The following is a 17486-nucleotide window of genomic DNA, read 5'->3' as shown; positions in this document are numbered from 1 at the left end:
GAAGAGCAGCCGAGCATGGCTCGGCTCTACAGAAAGCAGATCCCGCGAGCATGCGTGGATGCAAAGCGCCGTGCCAACCCGGGTTGGCACCTGCCAGAGGCGGTGGCCCTGGAACCCGGGGCATTACGCCCCGGATTCATCCGGCTTCACCCGGAACCACGCCGCATACAGCGCCGGCAGGAACACCAGGGTCAGCACGGTACCCACGATCAACCCGCCCATGATCGAGATCGCCATCGAGCCATAGAACGCGCTGCGCGACAGCGGAATCATCGCCAGCACCGCCGCCAGGGCGGTCAGCACGATCGGGCGGAAACGCCGTACCGTCGCGTCGATGATCGCATGCCAGCGATCATGCCCGGCATCGATGTCCTGCTGGATCTGGTCGATCAGGATCACCGAGTTGCGCATGATCATGCCGGCCAGCGCGATCGTGCCCAGCAGCGCCACGAACCCGAACGGTGCACGGAACAGCAGCAGGAACAAGGTCGCGCCGATGATGCCCAGCGGTGCCGTCACCAGCACCATCGCCGCACGCGAGAAGCTGCGCAGCTGCAGCATCAGCAGCGTTGCGACCACGATCAGGAACAGCGGCATGCCTGCCTTGATCGAGTCCTGGCCACGTGCCGAATCCTCCACCGTTCCGCCGGTTTCCAGCAGGTAACCGCTCGGCAGTGCAGCGCGGATGCCATCCAGCGTCGGCAGGATCTGCTGCACCACGTCCAGCGCCTGGCTGCCGTCACCGATATCGGCACGCACGGTCACGGTCGGCAGGCGGTTGCGATGCCAGATGATGCCGTCCTCGAACACGTACTCCAGGCGCGCCACCTGCGAGAGCGTCACCGACGTGCCATTGGCGGTTGGAATGGCCAGGCTGCCCAGCATGCCCAGCTGCACGCGCTCGTTCTCCGGACCCCGCAGCAGCATCTCGATCAGGCGATTGCCCTCGCGATAGGTGCTCACGCTCATGCCCGACAGCGAAGTGCCCAGCAGCTGGCTCACCTGCGCACTGCTCACGCCCAGCGCGCGCGCACGGTCCTGGTCCAGCACCAGCCGCACGACCTTGCTCGGCTCGCTCCAGTCCAGGTTCACGTTCATCACATGCGGGTTCTCCCGCACCTTGTCCTGTACCTGGCGCGCGATCGCCTGCACCTGCTCGATGTGCTCGCCGGAGATCCGCAGCTGCACCGGGTAGCCCACCGGCGGACCGTTCTCCAGCCGCGTCACGCGCATCTGCACATCCGGGAACTGCGGGATCACGTCCTTCAGCAGCCAGTCGCGCGTGGCCTCGCGCGCCTTGGCGTCTTCGGTGAGCACCACGAACTGCGAGAAGTTGGTCGCCGGCAGCTGCTGGTCCAGCGGCAGGTAGAAGCGCGGCGAACCGGTCCCCACATAGGCCACGTAGTTGGCGATGCCCTCACGGCCCTTCAACAGCTTTTCCAGCTTGCTGGCCTGCGCCTGCGTGGCCTGCAGCGACGCGCCTTCAGCCAGTTCGATATCCACCATCAGTTCCGGGCGGGTCGAATCCGGGAAGAACTGCTGCGGCACGAAGCGGAACATCAGCAGCGAGAACACGAACAGGGCCACCGTTGCTGCGATCACCCACCAGCGGTGGCGCAGGCACATGTCCAGGAAGCGGCGGAAACGCGTGTAGAACGGCCGCTGGTACGGATCGTGGTCGTGTGCATGCTCCTTCGGTGCGACCCAGCGCAGCAGCGCCGGATGGCGATCGGCCCAGGCCAGGCGCTTCGCACGCCAGCGACCGGCCAGGCTGTCCGGCTTGGGCAGCTGCGGATTGAACAGATCCGGCAGCATCTTGTCACCCAGGTATGGAATGAACAGCACCGCCGCAATCCATGACACCACCAGTGCGATGGTCACCACCTGGAACAGCGAGCGGGTGTACTCACCGGTGCTTGACGCCGCCGTGGCGATCGGCAGGAAACCTGCCGCCGTGATCAGCGTACCGGTGAGCATCGGGAACGCCGTGGATTCCCAGGCGAAGCTGGCCGCGCGCAGGCGGTCGTAGCCCTGTTCCATCTTGGTGGCCATCATCTCCACCGCGATGATCGCATCGTCCACCAGCAGGCCCAGCGCCAGCACCAGCGCGCCCAGCGAGATCTTGTGCAGGCCGATATCGAAGTAATGCATGACGAAGAAGGTCATCGCCAGCACCAGCGGAATGGTCACGCCCACCACCAGGCCCGTACGCAGGCCCAGCGAGAAGAAGCTCACCAGCAGCACGATCACCACCGCTTCGGTCAGCACCTGCACGAACTCACCCACCGACTCTTCCACTGCATGCGGCTGGTCGGAGACCTTGCGCAGGTGCATGCCCGCCGGCAGCGTCTTCTGCAGGCGCTCGAACTCGGCATCCAGCGTGGAGCCCAGCTTCAGGATGTCGCCACCGTCCTTCATCGCGACCGCAATGCCGATCGCATCCTCACCCATGAAGCGCATCTTCGGCGACGCCGGATCGGCGAAGCCGCGCTTGATCTCGGCGATATCGCCCAGGTGCACGGTGCGGTCGCCGGCCTGGATCGGGAAGCGCCGGATGTCATCGATGCTCTGGAACTGGCCGGTCACGCGCAGCTGCACACGATCGGTCGGGGTCTCGAAGAAGCTGGTGGCGCTGATCGCGTTCTGGTCGGCCAGCGCCTGCTGCACCTGCTGCAGCGACACGCCCAGCGTGGCCAGCTTGGTGTTGGACAGCTCGATCCAGACCTTCTCGTCCTGCAGGCCCTGCAGCTCGATCTTGCCCACGTCCGGCACCCGCTGCAGTTCCAGCTGGATGCGATCGGCGTAGTCACGCATCACGGCGTAGTCGAAGCCCTGCCCGGTCAGCGCGTAGATGTTGCCGAAGGTGTCGCCGAACTCATCGTTGAAGAACGGACCGACGATTTCGCGCGGCAGGTTCGGCTTGATGTCGCCCACGCGTTTGCGCACCTGGTACCACAGGTCCGGAATGGCCTTGGAGCGCAGGCTGTCCTTGGCCGCGAAGATCACCTGCGACTCGCCCGGGCGCGAGTAGGAGCGGATGAACTCGTACTGCCCGGTGTTGAGCAGCGCCTTCTCGATCGGCTCGGTCACCTGGCGCGAGACCTGCTCGGCGGTCGCGCCCGGCCACATCGTGCGTACCACCATCACCTTGAAGGTGAACGGCGGATCCTCGGACTGGCCCAGATGCTTGTACGACCAGGCGCCGATGAGGGCGAAGGCGAGCATGGCGAACAGCACCAGCGCGCGGTTGCCCAGCGCCCATTCGGATAGATTGAAACGGCGCACAGGCTTACTCCTTTGCCTTCGGTGCGGCAGCCGGCGCTGCGGGCTTCAGCACCGGGCGATTCTGCCGGTCCACCGCCACGACCTGCTGGCCGGATCGCAGCAGATGGCCGCCCGCAGCCACCACCCAGTCGTCGGCGTCCACGCCGGACAGCACCGGCACGGCGTCGATGCCATAGGCGCCCGTGCTGACGGTGACCGATTTCAACGTGCTGCTGGCCGGGTCCACCACCCACACACTGGTTGCGCCACCTGCACCGCGCTGGAGAGCGGCCATCGGCAGCTGCAGGGTGCCGTGGCGGCCGGCGCTGCTGAACACGCGCGCGCTCTGCCCCAGCTCGACATCGGCCAGTGCATCGGCGGGCAGGCTGACCCGGGTTGCGTAGGTCCGCGCCTGCGGATCGGCGGCGGCGGCGATCTCGCGGATCGTGCCGGGCAGGCGCTGCCCCGGGCGGTTCCACAACTCCACTTCCACCGGCTGGCCTACCGCGTAGTCGCGGATGGTGGCTTCCGGCAGGTCGATCAGCACTTCGCGGCCACCGTCTGCGGCCAGGTTGAAGATGGTCTGGCCCGCGGCCACCACCTGCCCGGCTTCCGCCTCACGGCTGGCGATCACACCATCGGCCGGCGCACGCAGCTGGGCGTAGCCGGCCTGGTTGCGCAGCACGTCCAGGTTGGCCCGGGCCGCGTTGGCCTGGCCCTGCGCGGCCTTGAACGCGGCAGACTGCTGATCCAGCTGCGAACGGCTGACCAGCTGCTGGTCGGCCAGCACCTGGTAGCGCTTGAGATCGTCGCGGGCGCGTACCAGATCGGCTTCGGCCGCGGCCAGCTGCGCCTGCGAGGCGCGCGCCTGCAGGGCGAAGTCGGCGACATCCAGCTCGGCCAGCACGTCCCCCTTCTTCACCCGTTGGCCGGCGTCCACATGGCGCTTGACCAGGTTGCCGCCGACGCGGAACGACAGCGGGCTCTCCTGGCGTGCCCGGACCGTACCGGGAAACGCCGCCGGCGCCTGCCCGACCTGCTCGCCGGGATGCACCACCAGCACCGGCACGGCCGCCGGTGGCGCCTGCTCCTGTCCCGAACAGGCTGCCAGCGCAGCCACCCACACGATACCGCCCATCCAGCGCACGATCTTCATCGGTCAACGTCCTGACAACACTGAGTTCAGCAGGGGAGCCGCAACGTCCGGCCCAATTTAGTAAACTGGCCGGTATAGTATAAATATCGAACCGCTTGGTCTAGTATTACCGCAATGAGTTCTTCCACTTCCCGCAAGCCGTCGGCCAAGCCTGCTGCCAAGGCCGCCGGACCCGGGCGTCCCAAGGATCTTGGCAAGCGCGCGGCGATCCTCGAGGCGGCCAAGACCCTGTTCATCGAACAGGGCTATACCGGTGTGAGCATGGACAGCATCGCTGCCCAGGCGGGCGTGTCGAAGCTGACGGTGTACAGCCATTTCGGCGACAAGGAGACCCTGTTCTCCGAGGCCGTGCAGTCCAAATGCATCGAGATGCTGCCGGATGCGCTGTTCGTGGCCGACGCCGAAGGGCCACTGCGAGACCAGCTGATCGGGATCGGCCTGGCCTTCTTCAAGCTGATCACCTCCGACGCGGCGATCTCGATCCAACGGGTGATGATGGCCCCGGAGACCGACGAACGCCTGCGTGAGCTGTTCTGGCAGGCCGGGCCCGAGCGCACCTGCGAGGCGCTGGCCGACTTCCTGCGCTCGCGCAGCGAGCGGGGCGAGCTGCAGATTCCCGACCATCACCTGGCCGGGCAGCAGTTCCTGACCCTGGTCAAGGGTGAAGTGCACATGCATATGATGTGCGGCATGCCACTGTCATCGGTGGAGATCGATCCTGTCACCCACGTGGCGGCCAGCGTCGACTTCTTCCTGCGCGCCTATGCGCCCGGAGGAGCCGGAACCGGCTGAAACGGCAAAGCTGAACGAACCGGTGGTCGCGATGACTTCCGGCACTGCGACCCCGGCCCCCCGGCAGCGGATGCTCTGGGCGCGCCGCCGGCCTCCGGCACCGGTAAAATGGCCGGCCCACTGCGCTGGATTTGAACCTCATGACGATTGATTACGCCCACGCCCGCGAACTGATGGTGGAACAGCAGATCCGTCCCTGGGACGTGCTGGACATCAAGGTGCTCGACGTCCTGGCCCGCCTGCCGCGCGAGGCCTTTGTCGCCGACGCGCACCGGGCACTGGCCTACGCCGATGTTGAACTGCCGATCGGCAATGGCCAGAAGATGATGAAGCCCGTCATCGAGGGCCGTACCCTGCAGGCGCTGGACCTGCAACCGGGTGACGAAGTGCTGGAGATCGGCACGGGCAGCGGCTTCCTGGCCGCCTGCATCGGCGCGCTGGCGCGCGACGTGCTGAGCCTGGAGATCGACCCGGAACTGGCGACCGCCGCGCGCGCGCGGCTGGATGCCTCCGGCCTGGGTACCAACGTCCGGGTGGAAGTGGCTGACGCGCTGGCGTGGCAGACCGAACGTCGCTTTGACGTGATCTGTGTCACTGGTGCTGTCAACGTGGTGCCGTCACAGTTCGCCTCGTGGCTGCGTCCGGGTGGTCGCCTGTTCGTGATCCAGGGCCGTTCGCCGGCGATGGAAGCGCTTCTGATCAAGGCCGATGGCAGCACCGAATCCCTGTTCGAGACCGATATCGATTACCTGCGCGGTGCCGCCCCGGCACCCCAGTTCCACCTCTGAGTCCAAGGAAGCCGCAATGATCCGCCGATCCCTCGCTGTTGCGCTGGCCACTGCCCTGCTGCCGTTGTCTGCCCATGCCGCTGACCTGTTGCAGGTCTACGAGATGGCGCGCAACGGCGATCCGCAGCTGTCGGCCGCCGAATCCACCCGGCTGTACGACAAGGAAGGCGCCGTGCAGGCGCGCGCTGCCCTGCTTCCGCAGATCAACGGCCAGGCCACGCTGAACCGCACACGCAGCGAAGCCAACGCCGATGCCAATACCGGCACGGTCAGCAGCAAGCGCCGCAACTACACGATCGACGGTTCGCAGACCCTGTTCAACTGGACGCAGATCAACAACCTGCGCTCGCAGCGCGAACTGAGCAAGGCGGCTGACTTCACCCTGGATTCGGCCAACGACAGCCTGATCGTCCGCACCTCGGCGGCCTACTTCAACGTGCTGGTGGCGATCGAATCGCTGAATGCCGCACAGACCAACGAAGCGGCCGCGAAGAAGCAGTTCGACTTCGCCGACAAGCGCCTGGAAGTGGGCCTGGCGCCGATCACGGACGTGCACGAAGCGCGCGCGCAGTATGACCAGGCGCGCGCCAACACCATCGTCGCGCAGAACACCCTGGCCGATAACTACCAGGCGCTGACCGAACTCACCGGCCAGCCGGTGCTGAACCTCAAGGGGCTGCCGGCCGACTTCCGTCCCGAAGTGCCGGCCAACCGCGGCAACATCGATGAACTGGTGCAGCAGGCGACCAGCCAGAACCCGTCGCTGAAGGCGCAGGAGCTGAAGGTCAGCGCGGCCGAGGCTGGCGTGCAGGCCGCCCGTGGCGCCCACTACCCGACGCTGTCGCTGGGCGGCAGCTGGGGCAAGACCGCGACCTGGGGCGACAGCACCGGTTCGGGTTCGCTGTCCCCGGATGCGCGCACCAACAGCATCGGCCTGACCCTCAGCGTGCCGATCTTCGCCGGCGGCGCCACCCAGTCCGGCGTGCGCCAGGCGCTGGCCCAGCGTGACATCGCCCAGGATGGCTACGAGCAGCAGAAGCGCGCGCTGGATCGCAACACCCGCAATGCCTACCAGACCCTGGTGCAGGGCATCAGCGAGGTGGAAGCACGCCGCCTGGCCGTCGTCTCGGCACAGAGCGCGTACGACGCCTCGCAGGTCGGCCTGGAAGTGGGTACCCGTACGGTGCTGGACGTGATCCAGAACCAGCGCATCCTGTTCTCGGCACAGCTGGACTACGCGCAGGCCCGCTACACCTTCCTGCAGAACCGCCTGCTGCTGAGCCAGTCGCTGGGCGCGCTGGACGTGGCCGAACTGCAGGACATCAATCGCCTGCTGACCCAGGACGCTGGCAATCCCGCCACGACCACGCAGTAAGTCGTCACCCGCGTTGACGGAAAGCCACCCGACCGGGTGGCTTTTCTGATTGTGCCGCGGCGATGTGATCTAGCGCAGGAGCGGCAGCAGGCACAACGCTGCTGCCGCCATGCCCAGCACGGCGTCGGCAGGCGAGCGCGTCACCTCGCTGCGCCGCTGAAGTCCTCCCAGGCACAAGGCGGCCACCACCAGCAGTCCCACCGGCCCCGGCATCGCCGGCAAGACGCCGGCCGGCAGCCACAGCGCCAGCAGGGTCGCCAACAGGATGATCGCCACGGTCGCCACGCACGCCGCTGGTGGGTCGCCCTCGTTTCCAAGCGGCCACAGCGGCAGCGCCAGCCGCGTCGCCAGCATCAGCAGCACCAGCTGCAGCGCCGCCAACCCTGCATAGCCTGCCAGCGGCAGCCACGGCAACATCCAGGACAACTGGGGATGGCTTCGCAGCGCAACCGTCAAGGGCCGGCTGCTGGCCAGCGCTGGATAGTCGACCAGGCCCGCCTGCAGTGCGGCCAGTGCGATCAGCATCAGCGTCGCCGCGACGAGCACCATGAGCATCGTCAGTGGGCGTCGCGCCAGCTCGCCAACAGGCAACCCGGGAACACCCAGTGCCAGGCCGGCGCTGGCAAAGATGCCCAGCAGCGGCACAGCCGCAGCGAGCACGCCTCCCAGGCCGAAGCGATACGGTGCAGTGGCGGGGGGAACCCATGGGATCCAGTGCGCGTAGTGCACATACCGGGCCGCCAGCGCCAGCAGCAGCACGCCGATGCCGATCTTCACGGTCAACAGCGCGCACACCAGCAGCACCGTCCGCGCCGGTCGCATCAGCGTGGTGGCTCCCAACAGCAGCAGGCCTGCAGCGGCTGTCACCTGCACCGGCAACGTACCGGCGCTGGATGCGCTCGCCGCCGCCAGTGCCGCATGCAGATGGCCAGCCCCGGACTGCGCCGCACCCGCCAGCGTCGCCGTGCACTCCAGCAACAACGCCAGGCACAGTACGCGGGCAATCGACCGCCCCCAGCCGGCCACCAGCAGGCCATGCAGGCCATCGGCCATATCCGCCTGCGTCACCACCCTGTACAGGCGTGCCAGCACCAGCGCCGCACCGAGGGCTGCGAGCAGCAAACTGAGCACGACGGCCGGCCCCGCCTGCGCCGCCGTGTACTGACCGACCCGTGCGATGACACTGCCACCGAGCAGCAACGTCATCAGGATCACGCCCAGATGATCCATTCCAAGCCGATGGCCATCGCTGCCGCTCATCTCAAGCTCCCTTGATGCCGTCCAAGCACGGTCGACATCAGGCTGGCAGCCTGTGCGGGCAATCGATATCAGATTTGCATCTGCATGCCGCGAGGTGTGATCCGAGGCACGTTGCGGCGTCGGCGACCGGTCCTGCTACGACAGAACGATAGCCGTCAAGCAGGCTTAATCCAGTTGATCGCGACAGTACGGCGGCGAGCGCGCCGCGTGCGGCTCAGCCGCGGGGCGGTGGCAGGTGCGGGGCCACCAGCGCCAGCGTCCGCTGCAGCGCGCCGCGCCCATTGCTGACCAGCGTGCATCCGGCGTGCGCCATGTCCTCGCGGGCCTGCGGATCCTCCAGCAGGTGCTGCAGCAGACCGCCGACCGCCTGCACGTCTTCGCCGATCAACAGCGCACCGGCCTCGCGCATGCGCCGCGAGATCTCCGAGAAATTGTGCAGGTGCGGACCGGTCACCGCGGCAGTGCCCATCGCCGCCGGTTCCAGCAGGTTGTGGCCACCGATCGGCTGCAGGCTGCCGCCGACGAAGGCGACCTGCGCACAGCCATAGAACGGCATCAGTTCGCCCAGGGTGTCGATGATGAAGGCATCGGTATCGGCGGACGGCCACTGCTGCGCACGGCGGGTCGCCACGTTCCAGCCCTGCTCGCGCGCCAGCGCCTCCACCTTCGGGAAGCGCTCGGGATGCCGGGGTGCCCACAGCAGCAGCAGGTCCGGATGGTGCTGGCGCAGGCGCCGGTGCAGATCGATCACCGCCTGCTCTTCGCCATCATGGGTACTGGCCGCGATCCACACCGGCCGCGTGGCCGGCACCCGTGCGTGGAACTGTTCGATGAAGGCCTGCACGTCCGGCGTGGCGATGTCGAATTTGAGGTTGCCCAGTGCCTGCACCTGGTCAGGCGCCGCCCCCAGCTGCACGAAGCGCTCTGCGTCGTCCTGCGACTGGGCTGCCACGCACGTCACCGTGCGCAGCGCGCGGCGGATCAGCGCGGCCAGCAGCCGGTAGCCACGCAGCGAACGGGCCGACAGGCGGGCATTGAGGATGTAGACCGGAATGTCGCGGTCACGGCAGCCGAACAGCATGTTCGGCCACAGTTCGGTTTCCAGGATCAGCGCCAGGCTGGGCTGGAAGTGGCCGAGGAAACGGTTGACGCTGCCGGGCACGTCATACGGCAGGTAGACGTGGTCCAGCGCATCGCCCCACAGCGCGCGCACGCGCTCGGAGCCGGTGGGGGTGATGGTGGTGATGACCCAGCGGATATCCGGGCGCTGCTGGCGCAGGGCGTTGACCAGCGGCGCGGCGGCGTTGACCTCGCCCACCGAGACCGCATGCAGCCAGACCCGTGGCTGGCCGCTGGGCTGGGGATAGGAGGCGTAGCGCTCGTCCCAGCGGCGGAAATACTCACGGACCCGGAAGCCGCGCCAGACCAGGTGGTACACGGTGATCGGCAGCAGGATGTAGAGCACGACCGAATACAGGCCGCGCAGGATCCATTCGACAGGGTCTTTGCGCATGCGGCAAGGATACGGGACACCCCCGGGAAAGACACGCAGCCGGATTGCTAGAATGGCGCCATGTCCGATGCCTCCACTGCCGTCCGCCCGTCACTGCGCGATCCCCGCAACTGGCCGATGTTCGCCGCCATGTACGGCGCTTTCGCCATCGCCCGCCTGCCGTGGATGCTGCAGCGCGCCCTCGGTCGCGGGGTGGGGTCGATCGCCTGGCGCCTGGCCGGAAGCCGTCGCCGTGCAGCCGAGGTCAATCTCGCACTGTGTTTCCCGGAAAAGGACGATGCCTGGCGCAAGCGGTTGGTTCGCGACAGCTTCGATGCCCTGGGCGTGGGCGTGTTCGAGTGCATCCGTGCCTGGTGGGGCAGCATCGACAGCATCCGCCCGCAGGTGCAGATCGAAGGGCTGGAGCACCTGCGGCAGATGCAGGCCGAGGGTCGCGGCGTGCTGCTGGTGTCCGGGCACTTCATGACCCTGGAGATGTGCGGCCGCCTGCTGTGCGACTACGTCGACCTGTCCGGCATGTACCGCAAACACAAGAATCCGGTGTACGAGTGGGCGGTGAAGTTCGGCCGCCTGCGCTACGCCAAGGCGATGTTCGCCAACGAGGACATCCGCGCCACCGTGCGCCACCTGAAGAAGGGCGGTTTTCTCTGGTACGCCCCCGACCAGGACATGCGTGGCAAGGACACCGTGTTCGTTCCGTTCTTCGGCCACACCGCCGCCACCATCACCGCCACCCACCAGCTGGCGCGGATGACCGGTTGCGCGGTCATTCCGTACTTCCACCGCCGCGAAGGCGGGAAGTACTTCCTGAAGATCGGCGCGCCGCTGGAGAACTTCCCGAGCGAGGATGTGGAAGCCGATACCGCGCGCGTCAACCAGGCGATCGAAGAGATGGTGCGCGAAGCCCCTGACCAGTACCTGTGGATCCATCGCCGCTTCAAGCGCCAGCCCGGCGGGCGCAGCGACTTCTACAAATAACCGTGGAACAGAATGGCGACCCGAGACGCCACAGGAGCTTTATCAGCGCTGCCCGGGATAGCCAGACGACCGATGGAGTCGCACGTCATCCACAATCACCTTGATCAGTGAAAGAAGGATCGTGAAGGACGACGCCGAGAAGATCATGTTTACGACATTGCCCTGATCCAGGGCTGCCTTGAACACGATGATGGAGAGTATGGCGATATAGAGTGCTGCAGCAGTCGCCACATAAGCGAGCTTCATCTCAAGACTCCTGTTCTGTGCCCCCCGCCCAACTGCTGGAAGGGGTGAAGATTGGCATTAGACGCCTGCACTCGGTACTACAACAAGGGCAGCAACTTCAGGGGTCGTCGCAGCGACGTTTGCACCTTGAACTGAAACAGTCAAACGGTCATGGATCTGCGATCAGCCGACGCGTGATGAGTCATCCGCGTCACGCGCCAGCAGGCTGCCGGCGAACAGCGCCGCCAGCAGCACGGTCAGCCCACCCCAGAACGCAGAGTAGAACGCCAGGTGGGTGTTGAGCGGGAACACGGTGACTGCCAGCGCCAGCATGGCCGGCCGCGCCCGCTCGCGGGCCGCGGTCGGTGCGAAGCGCCACGCCCGCCAGGCCTGTGCCACGGCGGCCAGCCACAACAGCAGGCCCAGCACGCCGGTCTCGGCCAGGATCTCCAGCACGATCTGGTGCGCGTGCAGGGCCGGTTCCGCGCCCCACACCGCGGTTCCCTCCCCTGCGACGCAGGCGGGATACGCATCGCGGAAGCCACGCGCGCCGACACCGTTGATCGGATGTGCTTCGATCATGCAGACCGCTGCGCTCCAGATCCGCGCACGCCCGGACAACGCCTGGTCGACGCCCGTCTCGTCCCCCTCCCAGGCCATCGTCGTGCGCAGCACGCGCTCGCGCAGCTGCGGCACGCTGGCAACCAGGACCCCGGCCCCCAGGACCCCGACCATCGCCAACAGCACCAGCCGTTTCCAGCCGAACTGGCGCACGCCGCTGTAGGCCAGCACGAGCGCGAAGGTGATCCACGAGGCGCGTGAGCCGGCCAGCAGCAACACGCTGCCGAGGGCCGCAGCGGCCAGCAGCCAGCCGCCAGCACCGAAGCGGCGCGCCAGCGGCAGCAGCAGGAACGGCGACAGGCTGGCCAGCACCTGGCCGAATTTCAGGTTGCACGGGCCCAGTACGCCACTGAGCCGGTCGGCCAACGCTGCTTCATCGGCCGGGCACAGCGCACGCCCGCTGATTGCCAGTTTGAGCTGCTCCAGCGACCAGAACCATGGGCTGGTGCCGGCCACCGCCTGTACCAGCGCATCCAGCGTCCAGGCGCCGGTGATCACCGCCAGTCCACCCAGGGTGAGCCTGCGCCGCTCCGGCGTGGCCACTGCGATCGCTACCAGCCACATGAACGGCAGGTAGCGCAGGCCTGCTGCTGCCTTGGTCCACGAGGCCGACGGGTCGATCGCATCGAATGCGGAAAATGCCTGCGGCAACCAGTAGCCGAGGAACAGGATCGAGGTCAGCGCCCAGGCCGCCGGGCTCAGCAGATGCGGCCGGCGCTGCAGGCGGCGGATGACCATGCGCACTGCGGCATAGATCGCGCCCAGGCCCAGGACGGTCTCGGCGATGCCTGGCAGCGGCCACAACGCCACGTAGGCAAGCACCCACCAGGGCGCCCAGCGCCCGGCGCGTTCATCGCGCAGGACGGCGGCGGTGTCAGCCTGCGAGGTCGGCATAGAGACGGAGGGTATCGCGCTGCATGGCCTGCAGGGTAAACGGGATACGGCCCGGCAACGATGGCGGCTGCGCCAGAAGGGCCAGCGCACGTTCACCCAGTGCCTGCGCATCTCCCACCGGCACCGCACCGGTGGGCTGGAGCTGCTGCAGCAGTTCGCCCACCCCACCGTGGTTCCAGCCGAGCACCGGTCGGCCCACCGACAGTGCTTCCACTACGGTACGACCGAAGGCTTCGGGCTTGTCGGACAGCTGCAGCACCAGATCGCTGGCGGCATAGGCCTGGGCAATGCGGGCGGTCGGCGTGCTGATGTGGACCGCGTCGGCGATGCCGAGCGTGGCGGCCTGGCGGCGCAGGTCGGCCACATAGGCTTCGCGCCCCGGCTCGTCGGTGCCCAGCATCCACAGCTGCGCCGGCACGCCGGCAGCGCGGACGTCGGCCAGCAGCTGCAGCGCGTGCGCGTGCCCCTTCAGGCGCGTGCCACGGCCCGGCAGCAGCAGCAGCGGCCCGTCCACCCCGGCCAGCCACGGGTAGTCCGCCACCAGCGACAGGCGCGGCCGGCGATCACCGCGCGCCACCCGCGGGAACTGACTGACATCGACGCCACGCGGGATCACCCGCAGGTGGTCCTCCGGCACGGTCGGATAGTGGCGCTGCACGTATTCGCGCACGCTGTTGGAGACACAGATCACCCGCTCGCCGCTGGTCATCACCGCGCTGTAGCGGCTGGGCGAGTTCAGCCCATGCACGGTGGTTACCCAGTGCGGCCGCTGCGCCTGCGGCATCGCCCGGATCGCATACAGCCCCAGCCACGCGGGCAGGCGCGAGCGGGCGTGCACGATATCCGCGCCGACCTCGGCGAACAGACGACGCAGGGTCGGCAGATGACGCAGGGTCAGCAGCGACTTGCGGCCGATATCGAGGGTGAGATGCTCGGCACCGCTGGCCAGCAGCGGTTCAACGAGGCGGCCACCGGCAGACACCACCAGCGCGCGATGGCCGGCTGCCACCAGTGCCGACGCGATTTCCAGGGTCGAACGCTCGACGCCGCCGGAGTGCAGCGCCGGCAGCAACTGCACCACGGTCAGTCGACGCATCGGTGAAGGCCGTTCAGTCAGCCAGTACGAACACGGAACCGCAGTACGGGCACTGCGCTTCACCGTTGGGTTCGTCTTCGATCGCCAGGTAGACCCGCGGATGCGAGTTCCACAGCGCCATCTCCGGGGTCGGGCAGCTCAGCGGCAGGTCGCTGCGGTGCACGGTGTAGCGCTTCTCGGCGTTGGCGGGCGCGGTGGCGGTATGGCTCATGGCGGATGTCGATGAACGGATTGCGAGGCCTGCGATTCTAGCACCTGGGGCGGCGACCCGGCCGCCCCTGTCCTTTCCTCCTGGCCCCCTGCCCCTGACAGCCGGGACCTGCCAGCGCCCGGCCTACTGGAAGTCCAGCGACAGCTCCAGGAAGGCCGAGCGGCCATAGGCGTTGTAGATGCCCTGGTCGTAGTACGGCCAGTTGCCGTTGCTGCGGTCGATCGGCGGCATCTCATCGGTCAGGTTGTTGACCGTCAGCAGCAGGCTGGCCAGGTCATTGATGCGGTAGCCGACCGTGGCGTTCCAGGTGGTCCATGGGCCGATGTTGCGCTGCTCGCCACGGCTGTCCCAGGTGGGCGCGTTGCGCACGCCGAACGCACTGGCGCTGAATGGCCCGCGCTTCCAGTTCACGCCCAGCGTGGCCCGGTACTGCAGTTCATTGGAATTGCCGCAGCACAACTGGTCGTAGACCGGATCGCCTTCCTTGTCCTGGGTGGTGTGCTTGAGCGGGCGGTAGTAGCCCGCGTTGACCGTGAAATCTCCCACCGAGGAGGTACCCCAGCGATAGTCCAGCGCTGCCTGCACACCGGTCTGGCGTTGGCTGGCGATGTTGATCGGGTAGGAGAACACCTTGTCCACACCGTTGGGGTTGAGCGGATCGGTGGCCGGCTTGCGCTGCACCTGGCCCAGGACCTGCTGGCAGGTGGGCGAGGTGATGTCGAAGCGGGTCTGCCCGTTCTCCGATACGCCCAGCCGGCAGTTGGCCTCGGTGTCGAGGATGCTGTCGGTACCGAGGATGCGTACTTCGTTCTCGATCACCACCGAGTTGTAGTCCACCGACAACGTCAGCGCGTTGTCCAGTGTCGACCACACCACGCCATAGGTGAACGTGCGTGCAGTGATGTCCTTCAGATCGCGGTTGCCGGTACTGGAAGACAGCACCGCCAACCCGGACTGCTCGCAGTCATCGAAGTTGTCGGAGGTGTAACCGGCCTGCCGGCACTGGTAGAGGTCGGTGTTGGTGGTATAGCCGCTGCTCTCGCGGGAAAACAGGTAGAACATGTCCGGCGAACGGAACGCAGTGGCGTAGCTGCCACGCAGCAGCAGCGATTCGATCGGCCGGTACTCCAGGCCAAGCTTCCAGGTCGCCTTGCCGTTGCCGCCACCGCCCTGCAGGGCGTACTTGTCGTAGCGGCCGGACAGGTTGGCGCTGAAGGTATCGATGATCGGCACCTGCAGTTCCGCACCCAGCGCGTACAGGTCCCGCTGGCCCTGCGCCGAGGTGCCGGCGGTCTGCCCACGGAACAGCACACCGGCATCGGGATCGGCCGACTGGTTGAAGAACTTCTCGCGCTGGCCCTGGGCGATCAGCGCGAAACCGACGTCGCCGGCCGGCAGGGTGAACAGCGAACGATGGGTCAGCAGTGCCGTCACTGCTGTGCGCGACGCGCTGGATGCAGCACGGTTGAGGCCGCTGAAGCTGTCGTACTGGTCACGGGTGATCGGCTGGTACAGGCGCGACAGGTCCGGGGCGTAGACCTCGTAGCCATCCTGCATGCCCAGCATCGGGCCCAGGTAGTAATCGTCCACGCCGTTCCGGGCGAGGAAGTCGGTGGATTTGCGGGTGACATCGGTGCTGGAACGGTTGACGTAGACGTCGTAGTCGAAGCTGCCCAGCACGCCACGCACGCCGGCGGTGACGTTCAGCGATCGCGTGTAGACGCGCTGGTCCTTGGCATCCAGGCCGACTTCCTCGGGCGCGTAGATGCGCTGCCACTGCTCGTACTGGCCGCTGGTGCGGTTGTAGAAGGTCTTGTTCCAGAACGGGCTGCCACCGCTGTAGGTCGGCCGGCTGAAGCCGAACAGGATGTCCGAGTACAACTCGGTATCCGGGCTGAGGTGATAGCGCAGGAAGGTGGTCGCGTTGACGTCCTGGCTGGCGTTGTACAGCGACGCGGTGCCGACGTTGTCGGGGGTGCCGCAGTAGTAGCCACCGCCGGAAATGTCGCGGTGCGCGTACACGGTGCTGCCACCGAACAGATTCGACAGCGGCGCGCAGGTGGCCGCGCCCGGGTCGATGTACGCGTTGGGCCCCTGGCGCATGCGCAGGAAGCTGCGCGATGGATCCTGCGGCCCGGTCGGGTTGTCGTTGACGCTGTCGATGCGGCTGCGGTCGAAGGCGTAGATCGCCTTCTGGTTGGTGTATTCCAGCCCGTAGCTGATATCGAGGTTGCCGAAGGTCTGTCCACTGCTGGCGCTGAAGCGCTGGCTGGAACCGCCGCCCTGGCTGTAACCGCCGACGCGGTAGCGCAGATGGGTGCCTTCCACGCGGTCTTTCAGCACGATGTTGACTACGCCGGCCACGGCCGAGGAGCCATACACCGAGGACTGGCCACCGGTGAGCACATCGATGCGTTCGACCATGCCCAGCGGGATGTTGGCAATGTCGGCGATGCTGGTGTTGCCGTTGTAGGCCAGCGGATAGCTGTTGATCGGCCGCCCGTTGATGAGGGTAAGGGTGTAGCTGGGGTCCAGACCGAACAGGCTGATGGTCTTGGCACCCGGAGTGTAGAAGCCGGTTCCCTGGGAATCCTGCACCGACCCATTGGAGACCGGCAGCGAGCGCAGCGCATCGAACACCGTGGTGAAACCCTGCGCCTGGATCTGCTCGGCGGTGATGGTGGTCACCGGTGAGGGGCCCTCCACCTGCGCGCGCGGAATGAGCGACCCGGTCACCGTGACCGCATCCAGATCGCGGGTACGCGGCGGATCGGCGCCCTCCCCTGCGTTGGAGGACTGGGCCTGCACGGCCAGCGGCGACAGCAGCAGCGAAGACATCAACAACGACAGCAACCTGGGTTTCATCAAGCGCTCTCCAGAGACGAATGACGGTCCTGCCGGTGGGGGGCGGACGGGAGGGTCGTGGATGGACGGTGGTGACGGGCAGCAGCAGCAAGCGCAGGCCGCCCGGATCAGGGCATGCAGGGTGTTCCGGGACAGATGGAAGGGTTGGGATCGGGACGGGACGGACGCCGCCTTCCCCGGGCCTGGACCCCGGCCACTTTTAAATCGATCCAATCCACTCTGTCAATAATTTGAAATGAAACGTTTTTCCCGGGTTTGGATCGAACTAATTGCACTTGTCAGGGGGCAACGCACTGAGGCAGGATCGGGACCACTCCGACGACCCGATCGCATGGCCCGCCCCCACCGGACCGGCATCGCTCCTTTCCACCGCCCCTGGGCGGCGGGCGCGATGCTGGCCGTGGTACGTGCCGATGCGGGTCCTGCCTGCCGCCTGCCCTTCCGGGAG

Annotated in this window: 13 protein-coding genes; 4 read left to right on the top strand and 9 right to left on the bottom strand. The window is 67.0% G+C overall.

All coding sequences use genetic code 11. The features are described from left to right. Positions 1-123: 123 nt before the first annotated feature. The gene (locus tag ACVOKU_RS13510) at positions 124-3285 is read right to left on the bottom strand and encodes an efflux RND transporter permease subunit (RefSeq protein WP_481560168.1); all 3162 of its coding nucleotides are present in this window, start codon (positions 3283-3285) and stop codon (positions 124-126) included. A gap of 4 nt (positions 3286-3289) precedes the next feature. Then, positions 3290-4420: an efflux RND transporter periplasmic adaptor subunit gene (locus tag ACVOKU_RS13505; protein ID WP_065175108.1), complete on the bottom strand. Its 1131-nt coding sequence runs from the start codon at positions 4418-4420 to the stop codon at positions 3290-3292. Between the two features lie 114 nt (positions 4421-4534). On the opposite strand from ACVOKU_RS13505, the gene ACVOKU_RS13500 reads away from it, so the two are divergent. The 3 genes from ACVOKU_RS13500 (at position 4535) to ACVOKU_RS13490 (ending at position 7375) form a co-directional block, all read left to right on the top strand. Further along, entirely contained in the window at positions 4535-5212 is a 678-nt protein-coding gene (locus tag ACVOKU_RS13500) for a TetR/AcrR family transcriptional regulator (protein ID WP_065175109.1), read from the top strand. Positions 5213-5352: 140 nt separating this feature from the next. Next, the gene (locus tag ACVOKU_RS13495) at positions 5353-6000 is read left to right on the top strand and encodes a protein-L-isoaspartate O-methyltransferase family protein (RefSeq protein WP_053520104.1); all 648 of its coding nucleotides are present in this window, start codon (positions 5353-5355) and stop codon (positions 5998-6000) included. Between the two features lie 16 nt (positions 6001-6016). Further along, complete coding sequence (locus tag ACVOKU_RS13490; RefSeq protein WP_065175111.1) at positions 6017-7375, top strand: TolC family outer membrane protein; 1359 nt, start codon at positions 6017-6019, stop codon at positions 7373-7375. Between the two features lie 69 nt (positions 7376-7444). Here the strand turns inward: ACVOKU_RS13490 and ACVOKU_RS13485 are convergent, their stop codons facing one another. Both ACVOKU_RS13485 and waaA read right to left on the bottom strand, forming a co-directional pair. Continuing rightward, positions 7445-8635, bottom strand: a complete 1191-nt coding sequence (locus tag ACVOKU_RS13485) for an amino acid transporter (protein WP_481560167.1) — start codon at positions 8633-8635, stop codon at positions 7445-7447. A gap of 214 nt (positions 8636-8849) precedes the next feature. Further along, complete coding sequence (gene waaA / locus ACVOKU_RS13480; RefSeq protein ID WP_065175113.1) at positions 8850-10148, bottom strand: lipid IV(A) 3-deoxy-D-manno-octulosonic acid transferase; 1299 nt, start codon at positions 10146-10148, stop codon at positions 8850-8852. A gap of 60 nt (positions 10149-10208) precedes the next feature. Between waaA and ACVOKU_RS13475 the strand changes: the two genes are divergently transcribed. Next, the gene (locus ACVOKU_RS13475; protein ID WP_053517401.1) at positions 10209-11126 is read left to right on the top strand and encodes an LpxL/LpxP family Kdo(2)-lipid IV(A) lauroyl/palmitoleoyl acyltransferase; all 918 of its coding nucleotides are present in this window, start codon (positions 10209-10211) and stop codon (positions 11124-11126) included. A 42-nt stretch (positions 11127-11168) separates the two neighbouring features. On the opposite strand, the gene ACVOKU_RS13470 is transcribed toward ACVOKU_RS13475, so the two are convergent. The 5 genes from ACVOKU_RS13470 to ACVOKU_RS13450 all read right to left on the bottom strand — a co-directional run bounded on the left by ACVOKU_RS13470 (position 11169) and on the right by ACVOKU_RS13450 (position 17038). Beyond that, complete coding sequence (locus ACVOKU_RS13470; protein ID WP_481560166.1) at positions 11169-11372, bottom strand: hypothetical protein; 204 nt, start codon at positions 11370-11372, stop codon at positions 11169-11171. 162 nt (positions 11373-11534) lie between these two features. Continuing rightward, on the bottom strand, positions 11535-12866 hold the full coding sequence (locus tag ACVOKU_RS13465; RefSeq protein ID WP_481560165.1) for an O-antigen ligase family protein: 1332 nt from the start codon (positions 12864-12866) through the stop codon (positions 11535-11537). Further along, a complete protein-coding gene (locus tag ACVOKU_RS13460; RefSeq protein ID WP_481560164.1) occupies positions 12847-13962 on the bottom strand; it encodes a glycosyltransferase in 1116 nt (371 codons plus the stop codon). The genes ACVOKU_RS13465 and ACVOKU_RS13460 overlap by 20 nt, the downstream gene beginning before the upstream one ends. Positions 13963-13975: 13 nt before the next feature. Then, the gene (locus ACVOKU_RS13455; RefSeq protein ID WP_053517405.1) at positions 13976-14173 is read right to left on the bottom strand and encodes a zinc-finger domain-containing protein; all 198 of its coding nucleotides are present in this window, start codon (positions 14171-14173) and stop codon (positions 13976-13978) included. Positions 14174-14296: 123 nt separating this feature from the next. Continuing rightward, a complete protein-coding gene (locus ACVOKU_RS13450; RefSeq protein WP_481560163.1) occupies positions 14297-17038 on the bottom strand; it encodes a TonB-dependent receptor plug domain-containing protein in 2742 nt (913 codons plus the stop codon). Positions 17039-17486: the final 448 nt, after the last annotated feature.

The organism is Stenotrophomonas sp. STEN147, assembly GCF_056757995.1.
Note: the sequence above shows the minus strand (reverse complement) of the source record. Positions and strands in the feature narration are given on the sequence as shown.

What these genes read in the sequence shown, in the direction of transcription:
- ACVOKU_RS13490 (WP_065175111.1), top strand. Translation starts at nt 6,017, where the DNA reads ATGATCCGCCGATCCCTCGCTGTTGCGCTGGCCACTGCCCTGCTGCCG.
- ACVOKU_RS13465 (WP_481560165.1), bottom strand. Translation starts at nt 12,866, where the DNA reads ATGCCGACCTCGCAGGCTGACACCGCCGCCGTCCTGCGCGATGAACGC.
- ACVOKU_RS13460 (WP_481560164.1), bottom strand. Translation starts at nt 13,962, where the DNA reads ATGCGTCGACTGACCGTGGTGCAGTTGCTGCCGGCGCTGCACTCCGGC.
- ACVOKU_RS13455 (WP_053517405.1), bottom strand. Translation starts at nt 14,173, where the DNA reads ATGAGCCATACCGCCACCGCGCCCGCCAACGCCGAGAAGCGCTACACC.
- ACVOKU_RS13470 (WP_481560166.1), bottom strand. Translation starts at nt 11,372, where the DNA reads ATGAAGCTCGCTTATGTGGCGACTGCTGCAGCACTCTATATCGCCATA.
- waaA (WP_065175113.1), bottom strand. Translation starts at nt 10,148, where the DNA reads ATGCGCAAAGACCCTGTCGAATGGATCCTGCGCGGCCTGTATTCGGTC.
- ACVOKU_RS13450 (WP_481560163.1), bottom strand. Translation starts at nt 17,038, where the DNA reads ATGAAACCCAGGTTGCTGTCGTTGTTGATGTCTTCGCTGCTGCTGTCG.
- ACVOKU_RS13475 (WP_053517401.1), top strand. Translation starts at nt 10,209, where the DNA reads ATGTCCGATGCCTCCACTGCCGTCCGCCCGTCACTGCGCGATCCCCGC.
- ACVOKU_RS13485 (WP_481560167.1), bottom strand. Translation starts at nt 8,635, where the DNA reads ATGAGCGGCAGCGATGGCCATCGGCTTGGAATGGATCATCTGGGCGTG.
- ACVOKU_RS13495 (WP_053520104.1), top strand. Translation starts at nt 5,353, where the DNA reads ATGACGATTGATTACGCCCACGCCCGCGAACTGATGGTGGAACAGCAG.
- ACVOKU_RS13500 (WP_065175109.1), top strand. Translation starts at nt 4,535, where the DNA reads ATGAGTTCTTCCACTTCCCGCAAGCCGTCGGCCAAGCCTGCTGCCAAG.
- ACVOKU_RS13505 (WP_065175108.1), bottom strand. Translation starts at nt 4,420, where the DNA reads ATGAAGATCGTGCGCTGGATGGGCGGTATCGTGTGGGTGGCTGCGCTG.